Origin of the sequence: Amycolatopsis palatopharyngis, assembly GCF_003385185.1 — a bacterium.
Taxonomy (GTDB): domain Bacteria; phylum Actinomycetota; class Actinomycetes; order Mycobacteriales; family Pseudonocardiaceae; genus Amycolatopsis; species Amycolatopsis palatopharyngis.
The window spans coordinates 18902-36833 of record NZ_PQHZ01000044.1 but is presented as its reverse complement, the minus strand read 5'-3'; the positions used below and the strand labels follow the sequence as shown (position 1 = coordinate 36833).

Below are 17932 nucleotides of genomic sequence, written 5' to 3'. Positions count from 1 at the left end.
AGCGAGTCGGGAACCGCACCGAGCGATGTGCAGTCCGCAGGCGAGAGAGGCAAGGGACATGAGCGCGGCCACCGTGTCCGAACGGGAACTCCTGCCCACCGCCGACGGCAGGCGGGTACGCGCCGTCGTCGGCGAGCTCCTGCGTCCGCATCGCCTGCTCGCATCGGTGGCACTGGCCGTACTCGTGGCCGCCACCGGCGCGAGCCTGCTCACGGCTCCGCTGCTCGGGTACATCGTTGACGTGGTCGTGCAGCAGCGGGGCGCGGCCGCGCTGACCACCCCGGTGGTCCTGCTGGGGCTCGTCGCCGTGGCCGCGGGCCTGTTGACCGCGGCAGGACTGGCCATGGTCGCCCGGCTCGGTGAGGGCATGCTGGCCACACTGCGCGAACGGTTCGTCGAGCGGGCGCTGGCGCTGCCGCTGGAACTGATCGAGCGGGCGGGGTCCGGTGACCTCACCGCGCGGGTCACGAACGACGTGTCGGTCATCGCCAAGTCCGTCCGCGACGCGCTGCCCGAACTGGGCAGGTCGGTGCTGACGATCGTGCTGACGATGGGTGCGCTGGGAGTGCTGGACTGGCGGTTCCTGCTCGCCGCGCTCCTCGCGGTGCCGATCCAGCTGCACACCGTGCGGTGGTACGTCCGCCGCGCGATCCCGCTCTACGCCGCCCAGCGCGTGGCCGTCGGGGCGCAGCAACACCAGCTGCTCGACACCGTCGGCGGGGCCAGGACGGTACGCGCGTTCCGGCTCGGCGACGAGCACGTCGACCGGGTCGCTACCCGCTCGCGGCACGCCGTGGATCTCGCACTACGCGGGATCCGGTTGATGACAAGGTTCTTCGCCCGACTCAACCTCGCGGAGTTCGTCGGTCTGACCGCGGTGCTGGTCGCGGGTTTCGTGCTGGTCGGGGCGGATCTGGTCACCATCGGTACCGCGACCGCCGCCGCGCTGTACTTCCTGAGCCTGTTCAACCCGATCAACGCCGCCCTCGCCCTGGTCGACGACGCGCAGGCGGCGGGAGCCAGCCTCGCCCGGCTCGTCGGAGTGGCCGACCTGCCCGCCGATCCGGAGTCCGAGGGCTCGGCGGCTCCGGTGGATGCCTCGGTCAAGACGGCGGCACTGAGCCACGCCTACGTCGAAGGGCACGAGGTGCTCGCCGGCATCGACCTCGACATCGGCTCCGGTGAGCGGGTCGCGCTGGTGGGAGCCAGCGGCGCGGGGAAGACGACACTGGCCAAACTGATCGCCGGGATCCACCTGCCGTCGAGCGGCTCGGTTTTCCTCGGCGGAGTGAGCAGTACCGAACTCGGGGCGGCAGGTGTTCGCCGGGCGGTCGCGCTCATCAGCCAGGAGGTGCACGTGTTCGCGGGGCCGTTGGCCGAGGACCTGCGGCTGGCCAGGCCCGGGGCGACGGACGCGGAACTGCGCGACGCTCTCGAACGGATCGGCGCCCTGTCCTGGGCGGCCGCGCTGCCCGGCGGGCTGGACACGGTCATCGGGGACGGCGGGCACCGGCTCACCGTCACCCAGGCGCAGCAGCTCGCTCTGGTGCGCCTGGTGCTCGCCGACCCGCCGATCGCCATTCTCGACGAGGCGACCGCCGAGGCGGGCAGTGCCGGAGCGCGGGAGCTGGAGGCTTCCGCCGATCGCGCGCTGCGCGGCCGCACCGGCCTGATCGTCGCGCACCGGCTAACCCAGGCCGCGGCGGCCGACCGGATCGTGGTCCTGGACGCGGGCCGCGTGGTGGAGTCGGGCACCCACGCCGGCCTCGTCGAGGCAGGCGGCCGCTACGCCACCCTCTGGCAAGCCTGGTCCGACACCCGAGCCTGACCCGGCAGTTCCCCCGCCCGAGTTGGCAGTTCCGGAGCCCGAGTTGGCAGATCCCGGGCCCGAGTTGGCAGTTCCCGGGCCCGAGTTGGCAGATCCGGGGCTGGACTTGGCAGATCCCAGGCCCGAGTTGGCAGATCCCGCGCCCTGGAGTTGGTGCGGCGCTCGTGCGTGTCGTACTCGCCGCGGCCGACACTTTGGGAAACTGCAAAGTCAGCCACCGGAACTGCAAAGTCAGCCACCGGAACTGCAAAGTCGGGCACCGGAACTGCAAACTCGCGGCTTGGAACTGCGGAGTCGGGTTAGCGGATGCTGCGGGGGCGTAGGTCGGTCCAGTGCTGCTCGACGTAGGCCAGGCAGGCCTCGCGGGTGTCCTCGCCGAAGACCTGGCGCCAGCCTGCTGGGACGTCCACGAAGGACGGCCAGAGCGAGTGCTGGTCCTCGTCGTTGACCAGGACCAGGTAGCGGCCCTCGGGGTCCTCGAACGGGTTCGTCATGGGTCGTTCCTCCTCGGTGTCGTCAGCTCGCTCAGTGCCAGCTCGCTCAGGGGTGTCTCGGGGTGGCGGACGGCCACGGCGAGTACGGCCAGCAGCTCGTCGGCGAGGCGCTGGATCGTCTCCTGCCCGAACAGCTCGCTCGCGTAGATCAGCTCGCAGTGCACGGGGCCCGCGCCCCTCGGTTCGTAGAAGCTCAGCGTCAGCTCCGCGCGCGACGCCCCGGTGTGCACCGAGTCGAAGGCGCCCGCGCCGCCGCCGAGTTCGGTCAGCCTGGCCTGCTCGTGATGCACGACCAGCACCTGCGGCCCCCGCTCCGCCAGACCGGTCACGGCCGCGACCTCGGCGAAGGGGACGTCCTGGCGGTCGAGAGCGCTCAGCGTGGTCTCCCTGACCCGGGCCAGCAGCGCCGCGAAGGCCGGGTCGCCCGACGTGTCGGTCCGCAGGACGACGGTGTTGACGAAGCAGCCGACCAGATCCGCCAGCGCCTCCTCCCCGCGCCCGGCCACGAGTGTGCCGATAGGCAGGTCGTCACCCGCGCCTCGCGCGGTGAGCACTGCAGCGAGCGCGGATTGCAGGACCATGAACATGCTCGCGCCGCTGCGCCGTGCCAGGGCGTCCACGGCCTCGTGCACCCGCTCGTCGAGGACGAACTCGTGCACCTGCCCGAGTCCTCGGCGCTCCGCCCGCGGCCCGTCCACCGGCAGTACCAGCTCGGCGGGGATCCCCCGCAGTGTCTGCCGCCAGTACTCCAGTTGGGCGGCCCCGATGCCAGCGGGATCCGCGGGATCGCCGAGGACCTGCCGTGACCACAGCGTGTAGTCCGCGTAGGACACCGGCAACGGGTGCCAGTCCGGCGCGGTCCCGCGCAACCGCGACTCGTAGGCCGTGTTCAGATCCCGGCACAACGGCACCACGGACCACTCGTCCACGCCGAGATAGTGCGCGCGCAGCAGCAGCGCCTGCGCGCCGTCGTCGCCGGTGAGCAACCTGGCCCGCAGGGGTGGCTGCTCCGGCAGTCCGGTCCGCTCCGTGGCGAGTTCGGCGAGCCGGGGCTCCAGGGCCGCGCATCGCTCGGTCTCCAGCGACGGCGGATCGGCCAGTTCCTGCCGGACCTCCCCGGCCCGTCCGGTGAACACCGTCCGCAGCGGCTCGTGGCGTAGCGCCACATCCCGTAGGGCCGCTGTCAGTGCCTCCGTGTCGAGCCCGCCGGAGGAGCGCAGGACCAGTGCGTGGTCGAACGCGTCCGTACCGTGCGCCGCGTCCTGCTTCAGTCGCGTCCACAGCCACCGCTGCACGGGAGCGAGGGGCAGATCGATGGGCCGCGAACCTGCCTCGAGCACTGGCCGGTGGCCCCCGGCGGAGGCCAGCCGGGTCGCGATCCCCGCGACGGTCGGGGCGTCGAAGACGTCCCGGATGGTCAGCTCCGCGCCGAGTTCGGACCGGATCCTGCCGAGTAGCCGCATCGACGACATCGAATGCCCGCCGAGCTCGAAGAAGTTGTCGTGGACTCCCACCTCGGGCAGCTCCAGGATCTCGCCGAACAGCCGGGCCAGCGTCCGCTCCTCGGCGGTGACCGGCAGGGCATCACCGGTCAGTTCGCGCCAGTCCGGGGCGGGCAGCGCGCGCCGGTCCAGCTTCCCGTTGGGGGTCAGCGGCAGCGGGCCGTCCAGTTCGATCACCAGGGCGGGGACCATGTGCTCGGGCACCGTCCGCGCGACGTGGTCCCGCAGCTCCGCGCCCGATACCGGCCCGGATCCCGGAACCACGTAGGCCACCAGCCGGACGATGTCCCCGGTGCGGTCGGCGACGACCGCCGCCTGCAGCACCGACGGATGCGCCGTCAGCGCCGCCTCGACCTCGCCGAGCTCCACCCGGAACCCGCGGATCTTCACCTGACCGTCCACCCTGCCGAGGAAGTCGAGGTTGCCGTCAGAGCGCCACCGCGCGCGGTCGCCCGTGCGGTACATCCGCGCGCCGGGCGGACCGAACGGGTCCGAAACGAACCGCTGCGCGGTCAACCCCGGCCTGCCGAGGTAGCCCCTGGCGAGTCCGCGCCCACCGACGTAGAGCTCGCCCGTGACCCCGGGCGGCACCGGCCGCAGCCCCGCGTCGAGGACATAACAGACCGTGTTGGGGTCGGGCTGCCCGATCGGGACCGGCCCCTGCCGTCCCGCCGTGTGCCACTCCCCCGAGTTCCACAGGGTGGAGTTCACCGTCGCCTCGGTCAGCCCGTAGGCGGCGATCAGGTTGACCCGCCCCGCCCACCGGTCGAAGAGGTCCGGTGGCACGGTCTCGGTGCCGACGAGAATCGTCGATCCGGGTGGGAGTTCGCATTCCGGCGGGAGCGCGGAGACCAGCGAGGGCGGCAGGATCATCTGTGTCACCCCCTGCTCACGGAGGAAGTCGGTGAGCGCGGGTCCCGCGACGCGCGCCTCCTCCGGGATCAGCGCCAGCGTTCCGCCGTGGCACAGCGCCATCGCCAGCTCGAACACCGCGACGTCGAAACCGATCGACGCGAACTGCAGCACGGTGCTGTCCCTGCTCAGGCCCATGCGGTCGACGGCGGTCGCGACGAGACTCGCGATCCCCTCGTGCGGGACGACGACGCCCTTCGGCCGTCCCGTGGAACCCGACGTGTAGATGACATAGGCGGCCTGCTCGAGCGAACGCACGGCGGAATCCGCCTGCCCCGCACTGTCCGATTCGGACAGTTCAGCGGCGAGTTCGGCGGACACCGCGGGGTCGTCCAGCGCCAGGAACGCCGAGTCCTCGGTGGCCGGGATCTTGCCGGCCACCGCCTCGGTGCCGACGACCAGCCGCGCACCCGAGTCCTCGACCATGTACGCCAGCCGGTCGGCGGGATGCGAGAGGTCCAGCGGCAGGTAGGCGGCACCGAGCTTGAGCACGCCGAGAATGGCGGCCACCATCTCGATCGACCGTGGCACGGCGATGCCGACGACGCTCTCCGCGCCCGTACCGCGCGCGGCCAGCACGCGCGCGACTCGGCGCGCCTGCTCGTCGAGTTCGGCGTAGGTGGCCGACCGCCCGCGCTCGCTCACGGCGACAGCGTCCGGCCGTTCGGCCGCCCGCCTGGCGAACAGTTCGGGGAGGGTTGCCTCCTCCACCGGCCGGGTCGTGGCGTTGAAGTCCTCGAGCACCAGCCTGCGCTCGGCGACGGTGAGCAGATCGATCCGGCCCACCGGGCGGCCCGGGTCCGCCGCCACCGCTGCGGCGAGGCGCACGAGCCGCGCCCCGAGTGCGACGACCGTGGCCGCGTCGAACAGGTCCTTCGCGTATTCGAGGCGGCAGCTGATCCGGCCGCTGGACGCGTACTCGGTGAAGCTGAACACCAGGTCGAACTTCGCCGTCCCCGGATCGTGCGGCACGTCCTCGACGCGCAGTCCCGGCAGCTCGAGCGGCTCACCGGAGCGGTGGTGATAGCCCACCATGACCTGGAACAGCGGGTTGCGCGCCAGCGACCGCACCGGGTTCAACCGCTCGACCACGGCCTCGAACGGCACGTCCGCGTGGGAGAACGCGGCGAGATCGATCTCGCGCACCCTGCGTACGAGCTCGGTGAACGCCGGGTCCCCGGACACGTCGGTGCGCAGTACGAGGGTGTTGACGAAGAACCCGACCAGCTCGTCCAGCGCCTCGTCCGTCCGGCCGGCGATCGGCGCGCCGAGCGGGATGTCGGTGCCCGCGCCCATCCGGTGCAGCAGTGCGGCGACAGCGGCGTGCAGCACCATGAACATGCTGGCCCCGCTGCCCTGGGCCAGATCGCGCAGCGCCGCGCACGTCTGCTCGTCCAGCTCCACCTCGTGTTCCGCGCCGACGAAGCTCGGCCGCGCGGGCCGCGTCCGGTCGGCGGGCAGTTCGAGTTCTTCGGGGGCTCCATCCAGGGTGCGCTGCCAGTAGTCGAGCTGGTTCGCCGCGAGACTGTCGGGAGCACCCGGGTCGCCGAGGAGGTCACGCTGCCAGAGCGCGTAGTCCGCGTACTGCACCGGCAGCGGCTCCCAGGACGGAGCCGTGCCCCCGAGCCGCGCCGAGTAGGCCTCGGCCAGGTCACGCAGGAACGGGCGGTCGGACCACTCGTCGGTGGTGATGTGGTGCAGCAGCAACACCACCACGTGCTCCTGTTCGGCAACACGCAACAGGGTCATCCGAAGCGGCAGTTCGGTGGCCAGGTCGAACGGACGGGTGATGAGCTCACGGATCGTCGCGTCCACCTCGGCAGGGCCCTGTCCGGTGACGTCGAGCGATTCGCACACCGGGCTCGCGGCACCGGCCGGTACGACCCGCTGCAGCGGCGCGCCGTCGCGGACCTCGAACACGGTTCGCAGTGCCTCGTGCCGGGCGGCCACGTCGGTGAGCGCGGCCCGCCACGCGTCCACGTCCAGCGCACCGTGCACCCGCATCACCAGCGGGAAGTTGTAGGCCGCCGACGTCTCCTCCATCTCCTGCAGTACCCAGAGCCGTTGCTGGGCGTGCGAGAGCGGCAGTTCGTCGGGGCGCGGCCACGCGACCAGCGGCGGGCGCGCGGCACCACGGCTACCGCCGATCCGCTCGACGAGCTCGGCAACCGTCGGCGCCTCGAACAGGTCGCGGATGGTCAGCTCCGCGGCCCAGGCGGTACGAGCCCGGCTGACCAGGCGAGTAGCCAGCAGGGAATGCCCGCCCAGGTCGAAGAAGTTGTCGTCGATCCCGGCGCGGGGCACACCGAGCAGTTCGGCGAACAGCTCGCAGAGCACCTCCTCCTCGGTGGAACGTGGCGCGCGGCCGGTGCCGGTCCGCGGCGCGGCCGAGGGCAGCGCGCGGACGTCGAGCTTCCCGTTGACCGTGAGCGGCAGGCTCTCCACCTCGACCAGTGCGGCGGGGACCATGTAGTCCGGCAGGGACGCCTTCACCCCGGCGCGCAGTCGCGAAAGGACGGAGTCACCGGACTCGGTGCCCTCCGCGAGCACGACGTAGCCGACCAGCCGCCTGGCACCTGCCGAACCGTCCGCCACGACGGCGGCGCTGGCCACCTCGGGGCGCGCTGTCAATGCCGCGGTGATCTCCCCGAGCTCGACCCGGTAACCGCGGATCTTGACCTGGTCGTCGGTCCGGCCGAGGAAGTCCAGAATGCCGTCCGCACGCCTGCGGACCAGGTCACCGGTGCGGTACATGCGCTCGCCGGGCTCGGTGGCGAACGGGTCGGCGACGAAGCGGTGCGCGGTGAGGCCTGCCCGGTCGTGGTAACCACGGGCGAGGCCGATCCCGGCGATGTAGAGCTCACCGGGGCAGCCCGGTGGCACCGGACGCAGCCGGGAGTCGAGCACGTAGGCCCTGGTGTTCCAGATCGGCCTGCCGACCGCGGGCGTGGCACTGTCCATCGTGGACGCGCCGAGGGTGTTGATGGTGTACTCGGTCGGTCCGTACAGGTTGTAGCCGTACGTCCCTTCGGTCTCGGCGAGCCTGGTCCACACGTCGTCGGACACCGCTTCCCCGCCGAGCAGCACCAGCGGTGGCACATGTCCCCCGAGCAGGCCCTCCTCGATCAGCAGCTGGGCGTAGGTCGGGGTCACGTTGACCACGTCCACCCGGTGGGCGTCGCAGTAGGCCACCAGCGCCTCGGCGTCGCGGCGCAGCTCCTCGTCGCAGACGTGCACCTCATGACCCTCGACGAGCCAGAGCAGTTCCTCCCAGGACATGTCGAACGCGAACGAGACGGTGTGGGCGATCCGCAGTCTGCGCCCGCCCGCCGCCGCGATGGCCGGGCCGAAGATCGCTTCCTGGTGGTTGAGCTGCATGTTCGTCAGCCCGCGGTACGGGGTCACGACGCCCTTCGGTTTCCCGGTGGACCCCGACGTGTAGATGACGTAGGCGGGGTGCTCAAGGCGACCGGGAGTGCCGTGGGTGAACTCGGGACGTTCCGCGTCGGTGACCGGACCGGGGTCCAGTGCGGCGAGTGCGGCGAGCACGGCCGCGTCGTCGACGCAGATCGCGTCCTCGGTGAGTCCCACGGCCGATGCCGAGAGCAGGCAGAGCGGGCCGGTGTCGTCGAGCATCAGCCGCAGCCGCTCGGCCGGGTGGTCCAGATCCAGCGGCAGGTAGGCGGCTCCGGTCCGCAGCACGGCGAACAGCGCCACCACCATCTCGATCGATCTGGGCAACGCCAGCGCGACCACGCGTTCCGGTCCCGCGCCCCTGGCCAGCAGGAAACGGGCGAGCCGGTTGATCCTGGCGTCGAGTTCCCCGTAGGTCAGCGACTGTGTGCCGAATACGAGTGCCAGCTCGTCCGGGGTACGCGCGACCTGCGCGGCGAGCATGTCCGCCACGGTCTCGTCCGGCACGGGCCGGTTCGTGCGATCCCACTCGGCGGTCAGCTCGGCACGCTCGTCCGGCAGCAGCAGATCGAGGTCGGCCACCGGCGCCGTGAGATCGGCGCAGAGCCGCCGCAGGATCAGCTCGAACCGCCGCAGGACGGTGGCGGCCGTCTCGGGCGTGACGAGCTCGGGGCGGTAGTCCAGCGTCACCCGGAGTGCGTTCGCCGGAGTGATCACCAGCGTCAGCGGGTAATGCGTCGCGTCGACACTGCCGACATCGGTGATGCCGTGGCGTTCGGTCACGGCCGTGAAGGCGTTCTCGTCGGTGAAGTTCTGCAGCACGTACAACGAGTCGAACAGGGTGGTATGCCCACTGAGCCGCTGGAGTTCGCCGAGTCCGACGTACTCGTGGTTCATCAGGCCCGTACGCTCGGCCTGCACTCGCCGCAGGAGGTCCACAACGGACTCACGCGGGTCGAGCGCGACCCGGACCGGCACCGTGTTGAGGAACATGCCGACGGCGTGCTCGATCCGCTCGATCTCCGGTGGACGACCGGCCACGGTCGCCCCGAACACCACGTCGTCGCGGCCGACGGCCGCCGACAGCACCAGCGCCCAGGCCGTGCTGAGCACCGTGTTCAAGGTGAGGCCACGAGTGCGGGCGGTCGAACGCAGGTGGTCGCTGAACTCCCCCGGCAGTTCGAGGTGCAGCTTGCGCGGGATCGAGGGCGCTGACCCGGCCTCCGGCGGGGCCACGAGGGTGGGTTCCGCCAGGCCGGACAGCGCACGGCGCCACGCGTCCGAGGCGCGGTCCGGATCCTGCTCGGCGAGCCAGGCCAGGTAGTCGCGATAGGACCCGGCCGCGGGCAGCGCGTTTTCGTCACCGTCGGACTCATAGAGCGCGAGCAGCTGCTCCAGCACGATGCTCTGCGACCAGCCGTCCCACAGCAGCAGATGGTGGCTGAGCACCAGCCGGTCGTGTCCTGGTCCGAGGTGGACGAGCACCAGGCGGAACAGCGGCGGGTCCGCCAGGTCGAAACGCTGCCTGCGGTCCGCGTCCAGCAGCCGCGTCATCCGCTCCCGCTGCTCCGCATCGCCGAGGCCGGTGAGATCGAGTTCGGTGAGCGGGACGCGTGGTTCGGCGCCGATGAACTGCACCGGCCGCGGGACACCGTCACTGGTGAATCCCGCTCGCAGACTCGGATGCCTGCCCAGCAGTGCGGCCACCGCACGGCGCAGCCGGGAGTGATCGAGCGTGCGGTCGAAGTCGAAGGTGTCCTGAGCGGTGTAGACATCCAGTGCGCTGTTGTCGTAGCTGGCGTGGAAGAACAGTCCTTCCTGCAGCGGCGACAGCGGCCAGATGTCGGCGACCGGCACCGGACTGGTCAGTTCCACCCTGTCGATCTCGTCCTGGCTGAGCCGGACGACCGCGAGGTCCGACGGGGTCAGCCCCGCGTGGGCACCGGCACCGGCGGCCTCGGCGAGGTCGTGCAGTGCCTGGACCCAGCCCTGCGCGAGGTCCTCGATCGCCATCCCTGGCCGGCGTTCCTCCGGCCAGGTCCAGGTGGCCTCGAGCACCGGTCCTTCTGGGGTGTCGGCGCAGATCGCGTTGATCTGCAGCGGGTAAGGCATGGCCAGCCCGGCGTCGGGCTCGACGGAGAGTGCGTCGGACTCCGCGGCGGGGGTCCAGTCGGTGGCGGTACCGGACTCCAGCCTGCCGAAGTAGTTGAACAGCACCTGGGCCTGCGCGGCGCCGGCCAGAACCGGAGCGGTCTGCGGGTTGAGGTAGCGCAGCATGCCGTAGCCGAGGCCGCCGTCGGGTGCCGAGCGGACCGCCTCCTTGACCCGTTTGAGCACCGCCAGCGGCTCCGTACCCGCGGCCAGGCGCACCGGCTGCAGACTGGTGAACCAGCCCACGGTCCTGGCCAGGTCCAGGTCGGCACGGAACTGCTCACGACCGTGGCGTTCGAGGTCGACCAGCAGGTCCGCGCCGCCGCGACCGGCGCGCGTCACGGCGAGCCGGAGCGCGGCGATCAGCACCTCGGTGACATCGGCGCCGACGGAGGTGGGCACCGATGTCAGCAGTTCCGCCGTCACCGAGGCCGGTAGGCGCACCCGGTGTTCGCGCGCCTGCCCGACGGTGGCGTCACGGTTCGCGTCCGGGACGAGCTCGGCTCCCGGCGCCAGTACCTCCAGCCAGTACGGCAGTTCCGCGAGCCGCCGGGCGGATCCGGCCTCCTGCGCCACAGCCAGCGCGAAACCGCGCAGTGAGGTGGGGACCGGGTCCAGCGCCGGGCTTCGCCCCGCGGAGATGTCCCGCCAGGCCGCGGCGAGGTCGGCGAACAGGATGCGCCAGGACACCCCGTCGACCGCGAGGTGGTGGACGACCAGCAGCAGCCTGCCGGGCTCGTCCTGCCCCCGATCGAACCACACCGCCTGCACGACGATTCCGGCTTCCGGGTCCAGCCGGTCCACGGCCCGGTCCGACTCCGCGGCGATCACCTCACGCAGTGCGGTGTCGTCAAGCCCCTCGGCGGGCACGCGAAGCAGCGGGGCCGGGTTTTCCGCCTCGGGCTCACTGGTCTGCGCCCAGACTCGGATGTCCCCAATGTGGCTTTGGGGAACTTCAACGTCCCCAATGCCACATTGGGGACGTCCCGGCTCCGGCCCGGCGGCGTGGGTTGCGCCGATGCGGGTCAGGCGTAGCCGTAGGGCGTCGTGATGGCTGACGACGGCGCGCAGCGTCGCGGCGATCGACGCGCTGTCCGCGCCGGCAGGCACCTGGAGCAGCATCGAGAGGTTGAACCGGCCGATCGGCCCGCCGTCCTCGCGCAGCTGGTGCACGATCGGCAGCAGCGGCACCTCGCCGTGCGCGCTGACACTCGTGCCGCCCGGGGTTTCCGCCGGGACCGGCACGGGCGCGGCGGTGCCGGTGGCGACCGCGAGCGCCGCGGGGGTGCGGTGCTCGAACACGTCGCGCGGGGAGACCGGCAGACCCGCCCTGCGGGCCTTTCCGGAGACGGAGATGGAGAGGATGCTGTCGCCACCGAGCGCGAAGAAGTCCTCGTCCACGCCCACACCGTCGAGGCCGAGCACGTCGGCGAAGATCTCGCAGAACCGCCGTTCCCGGTCGCCCTCCGCGCCGCGCACGGGGACGCGCGCGGACGCCGGTTCGGGCAGTGCCCTGTGGTCGATCTTGCCGCCGGGGGTCAGCGGCAGTTCCGCCAGCACCACGACGTCGTCGGGCACCATGGCCTCGGGCAGGGTCCGCGCCAGCGCGGCCCGCACTCCGGGGGCATCGAGTTCCGTGCCAGGGTCCGGGGCGACGTAGGCGACGAGCCGGACCGCCGACCTGCCGTCCTCGCGCGCGACCGCGACGGCCCCGGCCACCCCCGGCACCGCTCGCAGGCGTGCCTCGACCTCGCCGAGTTCGATCCGGTTACCCCGGACCTTGACCTGCTGGTCGGTCCGGCCGAGGTAGGTGAGCGCGCCGTCCGCCTCGCGGCGGACGAGATCGCCGGTGCGGTACATCCGCGCGCCCGGCTCTCCATAAGGGTCCGCGACGAACCGTTCGGCGGTCAGGGCGAATCTGCGGTGGTAGCCACGGGCCAGCTGTTCACCGGCGATGTACAGCTCACCCGCGACGCCGGGCGCGACGGGCCGGAGCGCACCGTCCAGTACCGACAGCCTCGTGTTCCACACGGGGTGTCCGATCGGTACCGGGTTGTCTGGTTCCTCCCCGCTGACCGGCCGGAACCGGGCACTGGTGACCTGGACGACGGCCTCGGTCGGGCCGTACACGTTGAACAGCGGGACATTAGTCCGGGCATGCCAGCTTTCGGCGAGCCCGTGCGTGAGCGCCTCGCCACCACTGAACGCCCTGCGCAGGCTGCGCCACCACGCTCCGTCGACGGCGTTCTCCGGTCGCAACAACGCGCGGTACATGGACGGCACCAAATCGACCGTCGTCACCCGTTCGTCCCGGATCAGTGCCGTGAGGTACTCCGGATCGCGCTGACCGCCCTGCCTGGCGAGCACGACCGTGGCCCCGCACAGCAGCGGGGCGAACAGTTCCTGCACCGAGGGGTCGAAGCTCGCGGAGTACTGGTGCAGCACCCGGTCGTCCGCGCGGAGCCCGGCATGCTCGGTGAGCCAGGCGAGCTGGCCGAGCACCGCGCGGTGCGCGACCAGTACGCCCTTTGGCGTTCCGGTGGAGCCGGAGGTGTACATGAGGTAGGCGGGGTGATCCGGCCCGGCCGGCGCCCCGTCGGCCGGGCCGGGATCACCGTTACCAGCATCGGCGGATTCGGCGCCGAGGACAAGACACACCACCCCTTCGACCGCAGGCAACCCGTCCGCGCCGCCTGCGGTGGCCAGGACCAGCCGCGCGCCGGAGTCGGCCAGCAGGAACCGCTTCCGGTCCGCTGGATGGTCGACATCGATCGGCAGATATGCCGCTCCGGCCCTGAGTACGGCCAGAATGCTCACCAGCAGCTCTGGTGACCGGGGTACGGCGATCCCGACGACATCTCCCGCCCCGGCACCACCACGCCGGATCCGCGTGGCGAGCCGGGCCGCCAGCCGATCGAGCTCCGCATAGGTCAGCTGCTCGCCGTCGGCTACCACGGCGACGGCATCGGGGGTGCGCACGACCTGTTCCTCGAAGGCGGCGGCCAGCGTCGTCACCGGGGTCGCCCTGCGTTCCCCCGCCGGGTGCTCGCCCTCAGCCACCACCGTGGGCCGCGTGTCCAGTTCGGCGACCCGGCTCGTGGGCCGCTCGGCGAGTGTCCGCAGCAGCGCGCGCAGCCGCAGTGCCATACGCCGTGCGACAGCGGTGCCCAGGCGCGCGGGATCGTGGTCGAGCAGCAACTCGAGGCGGTCGCCAGGCACGGCGGTCAGCGCGAGGGGGTAGTGCACGGCGTCGCGGATGTGTGTTCCGGTGATCCGCACCGTGTCGGCGGCGTCGCGCAACTCACCGGGGCTCGGCAGGTTCTCCACCACCACCAGCGCGTCGAACAGACCTGTCGCGTCCGTGCCTTCCCTGCCGCCCGCCGCGCGGCGGATCTCGGCGAGGCCGAGGTGCTGGTGTTCGATCAGGGCGGACTGCTGCTCCTGAAAACCGGCGAGCACGCCGGCGAGTGTGGCTTCGGCGTTCCAGCTCAGCCTGGCAGGCACCGTGTTGATCAGCGGGCCGACGATGGTCTCGACCCCGTCGATGTCGGCCTGGCGCCCGGAGACGGTGCTGCCGAACACCACGTCGCGCGTCCCGGTCAAACCGCCGAGCAGCAGCCCGAAGCAACCCTGCACGGCGGTGGCGAGGGTCAGACCGGACTCGCGCAGGCGAGCGGTCAGTGCCGCGGTCTCCTCCGCGTCGAGGCCGGCCTCGATCCGCTCCGTCCCGGCCGGTGCGACATCCCCGCTCGCGGAGGCGGCAGGAAGCCGGGTGGGCGGGACTCCGGCGAGGGCCGCTCGCCACGCCTGTCGCGCGGCTTCGCGGTCGCGCTCGCCGAGCCAGGCGAGGTACGCGCGGTGCGCGAGATTCTCGGCGACGACGGTCTCCCCGGTCACGCTGTAACCGTCGAGGAGTTCGCGCAGCATGAGCGAGACGGACCAGCCGTCGGCCACGATGTGGTGCAGGGTGAGCACCAGCCGGTACCGGCGTTCCGGCATGCGCAGCAACGCGGCACGAATCAGTGGCGGAGCTGCCAGGTCGAACCCGGCCGCATACTCCTGCCCGGCGATCTCCTCGGCCAGCGCGGACCGCTCCCCCTCGCCCATGTCCGAGAGGTCTGCCTCCCGCCAGGGCAGATCCAGCCCGCTGGCGACGAACTGCACCAAGCGGCCGCCGCGAAGCTGCCGGAAACCCGCCCGCAGCAGCGGATGCCGCCGTAACAGCGCTCGCAGTGAATGGCGCAGGGCCACCGGGTCGAGCTCGCCTGCCAGGTCCAGCGACTGCTGCACGGTGTAGCTGTCGCCGCCGTCTTCGCTGGCGAAGGCGGCGTGGAAGTAGAAGCCTTCCTGCAACGGGGTCAACGGCAGTACGTCGGCGAGCCCACCGGAGGCGTTGCCCAGTTCCGTGAGTTCCGTGAGCTCCGTGAGTTCTGCGTCGTCGAGTGGGACCAGCGAGAACGGTGCGGGCAGCCGGTCGCCCTCGGGCAGGGCCGCACCCGCGACGGCTGCCAGTGCGGCGACCGTGCGGTGACGGAAGATCTGCCTCGCCGTTACGGCCAGTCCCGCGCGCCGCGCCAGCGTGACCAGCTGGATGGCGACGATGCTGTCGCCACCGAGTTCGAAAAAGCTGTCGTGCACGCCGACCGAGGGCAGGCCGAGTACCTCGGCGAAAAGCCGGGCCAGTACGCGCTCGCCAGGGGTCGTGGCCGGGGCTGAGCCCGCGAGACCGCGCCAGTCCGGAGCGGGTAGCGCGGCCGCGTCCAGCTTGCCGTTCGGCGTGCGCGGCAGTTCACCCGGCAAGGCGACGATCGCCGAGGGCACCATGTACTCCGGCAGCGCGGCCGCGACCTGGTTCCGCAACAGATCACGGTCCACATCGCCCACCACGTACGCCACCAGCCGGGTGGTGCCGCGCTGATCCTTCACGGGCACGACCGCGGCCTGTGTCACGCCGGCGCAGCCCATGAGACCGCTCTCGATCTCGCCGGGCTCGATCCGGTGGCCGCGGATCTTCAGCTGTCCGTCGGTCCTGCCGAGGAAGTCCAGATTGCCGTCGGGCCGCCAGCGGGCCCGGTCGCCGGTGCGGTACATCCGCTCGCCCGGCCCGCCGAAGGGATCGGCGACGAAACGCTGCGCGCTCAGTCCGGGCCGGCCGAGATAACCCCGCGCCAGCCCACGGCCTGAGACGTAGAGGTCACCCTCCATCCCGACCGCGACCGGGCGCAGCGCGGAATCGAGCACGTAACACCGGGTGTTCGGGTCCGGTCGCCCGATCGGGATCTTGCCCTGCCAGCCCGGCTCGGCCTGCCAGAGCGTCGAGTTCACCGTTGCCTCGGTGAGCCCGTACGCGGCCACCACCCGCAGCCGGTTCGACCAGCGTGCGACGAGTTCCGCCGGCACCGTCTCGGTGCCAACGACCAGCACAGCGCCCACGGGCAGGTCCGCGCCCGGTGGCAGCGCGGCCACCAGCGAGGGCGGAAGGATCATGTGGGTCGCCTTGTGTTCGGCGATGTACTCGGTCAGGGCCGGGCCCGCGACTCTGCGTTCGGCGGGGACCAGCACGACCGTGCCACCGACGCACAGCGACATCACCAGGTCCCAAACCGCGACGTCGAAGCCGACGGAGGCGAACTGCACGACCCGGCTGCCCGCGGTGATCCCGATCCGGTCGGTGGCGGTGACGATCAGACTGCCGATGCCGTCGTGCGGCACCACCACACCCTTGGGCCGGCCTGTGGAACCCGAGGTGTAGATGACGTACGCGGCCTGGTCCAGGCGAACTCGCACGTCGGGCGCACCGGTGTGCTGCTCGGCGAGTTCGGCGCGAACACCGGTGTCGTCGAGCAGTACCGGGTCCAGTCCGGGCACGCTGGGCAGGTCCTCGGCGAGCACACTGGTGCTCAGCACCGTGCGGACCGAGGCGTCGGTGATCATGAACTCCAGCCGTTCGGCCGGGTGATCGGTGTCCAGCGGCAGGTAGGCGGCTCCGGCCTTGAGCACGGCCAGCAGTGCGACGACGAGTTCCGGAGTACGGGGCAGCGCGACGGCGACCACGTCCTCCCCGCGTACGCCGCGGCTGCGCAGCAGGTGGGCGAGCCGGTTGGCGGCAGCGTCCAGTTCGGCGTAGGTCAGCCGTTCCGCACCGCACACCACCGCGAGGGACTCCGGCGTCGCGGCGGCCTGCCGCCGCACCGCCGCGGGCCAGGACAGTTCGGGCGCCTCGACCGGATCCGCACCGAACTCCTCCAGCACTCTGGCGCGCTCGGCCTCGTCGAGCAGGTCGATCGTGGCGATCGGGCGGTCCGGGCGCTCGGCGACCGCACGCAGCACCCTGAGGAGGGCGTCGCGGTGCCGATCGAGCTCCGCCTCGTCACAGACACTCGCGTCGACGTCGAGGTCGAGGCGCAACTCCGTGCCCGCCCCGCCGTCGTAGACGGTCACCGAGAGGTCGTTGAGCGGCCCGGTCCACAGGTAGTTGACCTCGACGTCGATCTCGCCGAATCCGAGATCACCGTGTTGGGGCAGGATGTTGACCGTCGGCCCCGCGAGGTCGCGGAGCCCGCCGTCGAGGCCGAGGTCCGCGGCGATGTCCTCGCCGCGGTACCGGCCGTGCGCCGCGGCCGCGCGCACCTGCTCCCGCACCTGTACGACGAGTTCGGCCGGCGTGTGCCAAGGCCGGACATCGAGCCGCAACGGGAGGACGTTGGACACCATCCCCGGTACCGCGTCCGGTTCGGTCCGCGGGCGGGCGCCGACCGGCAGCGCCAGGGTCAGATCGGTCGCACCGGTGATCCGGTGCAGGTACGTACCGGTGGCCGCGATGAGCAGCCGGGAGAGTTTCGTACCGGCTTCGGTGGCGGCCTTATGCAGTGTCGCGGCGTCCTGCGCACTCAACCGGATCGTCCGGCGCAGGCCCCTGTGCGCGGACTCCTCCGCCGGACTCACCAGCCTGGCCGGCTCCGGAGCCCCGCTCATCCGGCGGCGCCAGTGCTCACGGTCTTCCTCGGCCCTGCCGGAGGCGCGGTATTCCTCGTCTGCCACCGTCAGCCGGGTCAGCGGCCAGCGCACCGGGGCGGGTGTGCTGTCCACGGCCGCCGAATAGAGCTCACCGGCCCGGCGCGTGAGTGCCTCGATGCCGTAACCGTCGATGAGCAGGTGGTGGTATCGCTGGTACCAGAGCACCCGGTCCGGTCCGAGGCGCAGGATCGCCTGGGCGAACAGCCGGTCGCTCGCCAGGTCCACTGCATGTTCGCGATCGCCGGACATCCAGGCGAACGCGGCGGCCTCGGGATCGGCCTTCGCGCTCAGATCGACCACGGGGACCTCGAACGGCCTGGCGACCGGTACCTGCCGCGCTGTCCTGCCGTCGGGCACGAACCGGACGTGCAGGCACTCCGCCTCCTGGACGGCCGTGCGGACCACGGCCGCGAGCCGGTCCGTATCGACCGCGCCCCGCAGATCCACATCGACCGCGATGTTGTACACCGCGCTGCCGGGCTCCAGTTGCTGGGCGAGCCAGATCCCGGTCTGCGCACGGGTTAGCGCCACCGCGGGCGTGTGGCCACCGGGCGTACTGATCACGCTGGACATGTCGTGAGGCCTTCCATCGAAACAGGGCGCAGGAGGTCGCG

The 17932-nt window shown here is 71.7% G+C and carries 3 protein-coding genes; 1 reads left to right on the top strand and 2 read right to left on the bottom strand.

Annotation, left to right across the window (positions count from 1 at the left end):
- Positions 1-58: 58 nt before the first annotated feature.
- The gene (locus D0C15_RS26215) at positions 59-1828 is read left to right on the top strand and encodes an ABC transporter ATP-binding protein (RefSeq protein WP_116050593.1); all 1770 of its coding nucleotides are present in this window, start codon (positions 59-61) and stop codon (positions 1826-1828) included.
- Between the two features lie 299 nt (positions 1829-2127).
- Here the strand turns inward: D0C15_RS26215 and D0C15_RS26210 are convergent, their stop codons facing one another.
- The gene (locus tag D0C15_RS26210) at positions 2128-2322 is read right to left on the bottom strand and encodes an MbtH family protein (protein WP_116050592.1); all 195 of its coding nucleotides are present in this window, start codon (positions 2320-2322) and stop codon (positions 2128-2130) included.
- Positions 2319-17891 carry a non-ribosomal peptide synthetase gene (locus tag D0C15_RS26205; protein WP_116050590.1) on the bottom strand — a complete coding sequence of 5191 codons (15573 nt, stop codon included), beginning with the start codon at positions 17889-17891 and terminating at the stop codon, positions 2319-2321. The genes D0C15_RS26210 and D0C15_RS26205 overlap by 4 nt, the downstream gene beginning before the upstream one ends.
- Positions 17892-17932 lie beyond the last annotated feature (41 nt).

What these genes read in the sequence shown, in the direction of transcription:
- D0C15_RS26215 (WP_116050593.1), top strand. Translation starts at nt 59, where the DNA reads ATGAGCGCGGCCACCGTGTCCGAACGGGAACTCCTGCCCACCGCCGAC.
- D0C15_RS26210 (WP_116050592.1), bottom strand. Translation starts at nt 2,322, where the DNA reads ATGACGAACCCGTTCGAGGACCCCGAGGGCCGCTACCTGGTCCTGGTC.
- D0C15_RS26205 (WP_116050590.1), bottom strand. Translation starts at nt 17,891, where the DNA reads ATGTCCAGCGTGATCAGTACGCCCGGTGGCCACACGCCCGCGGTGGCG.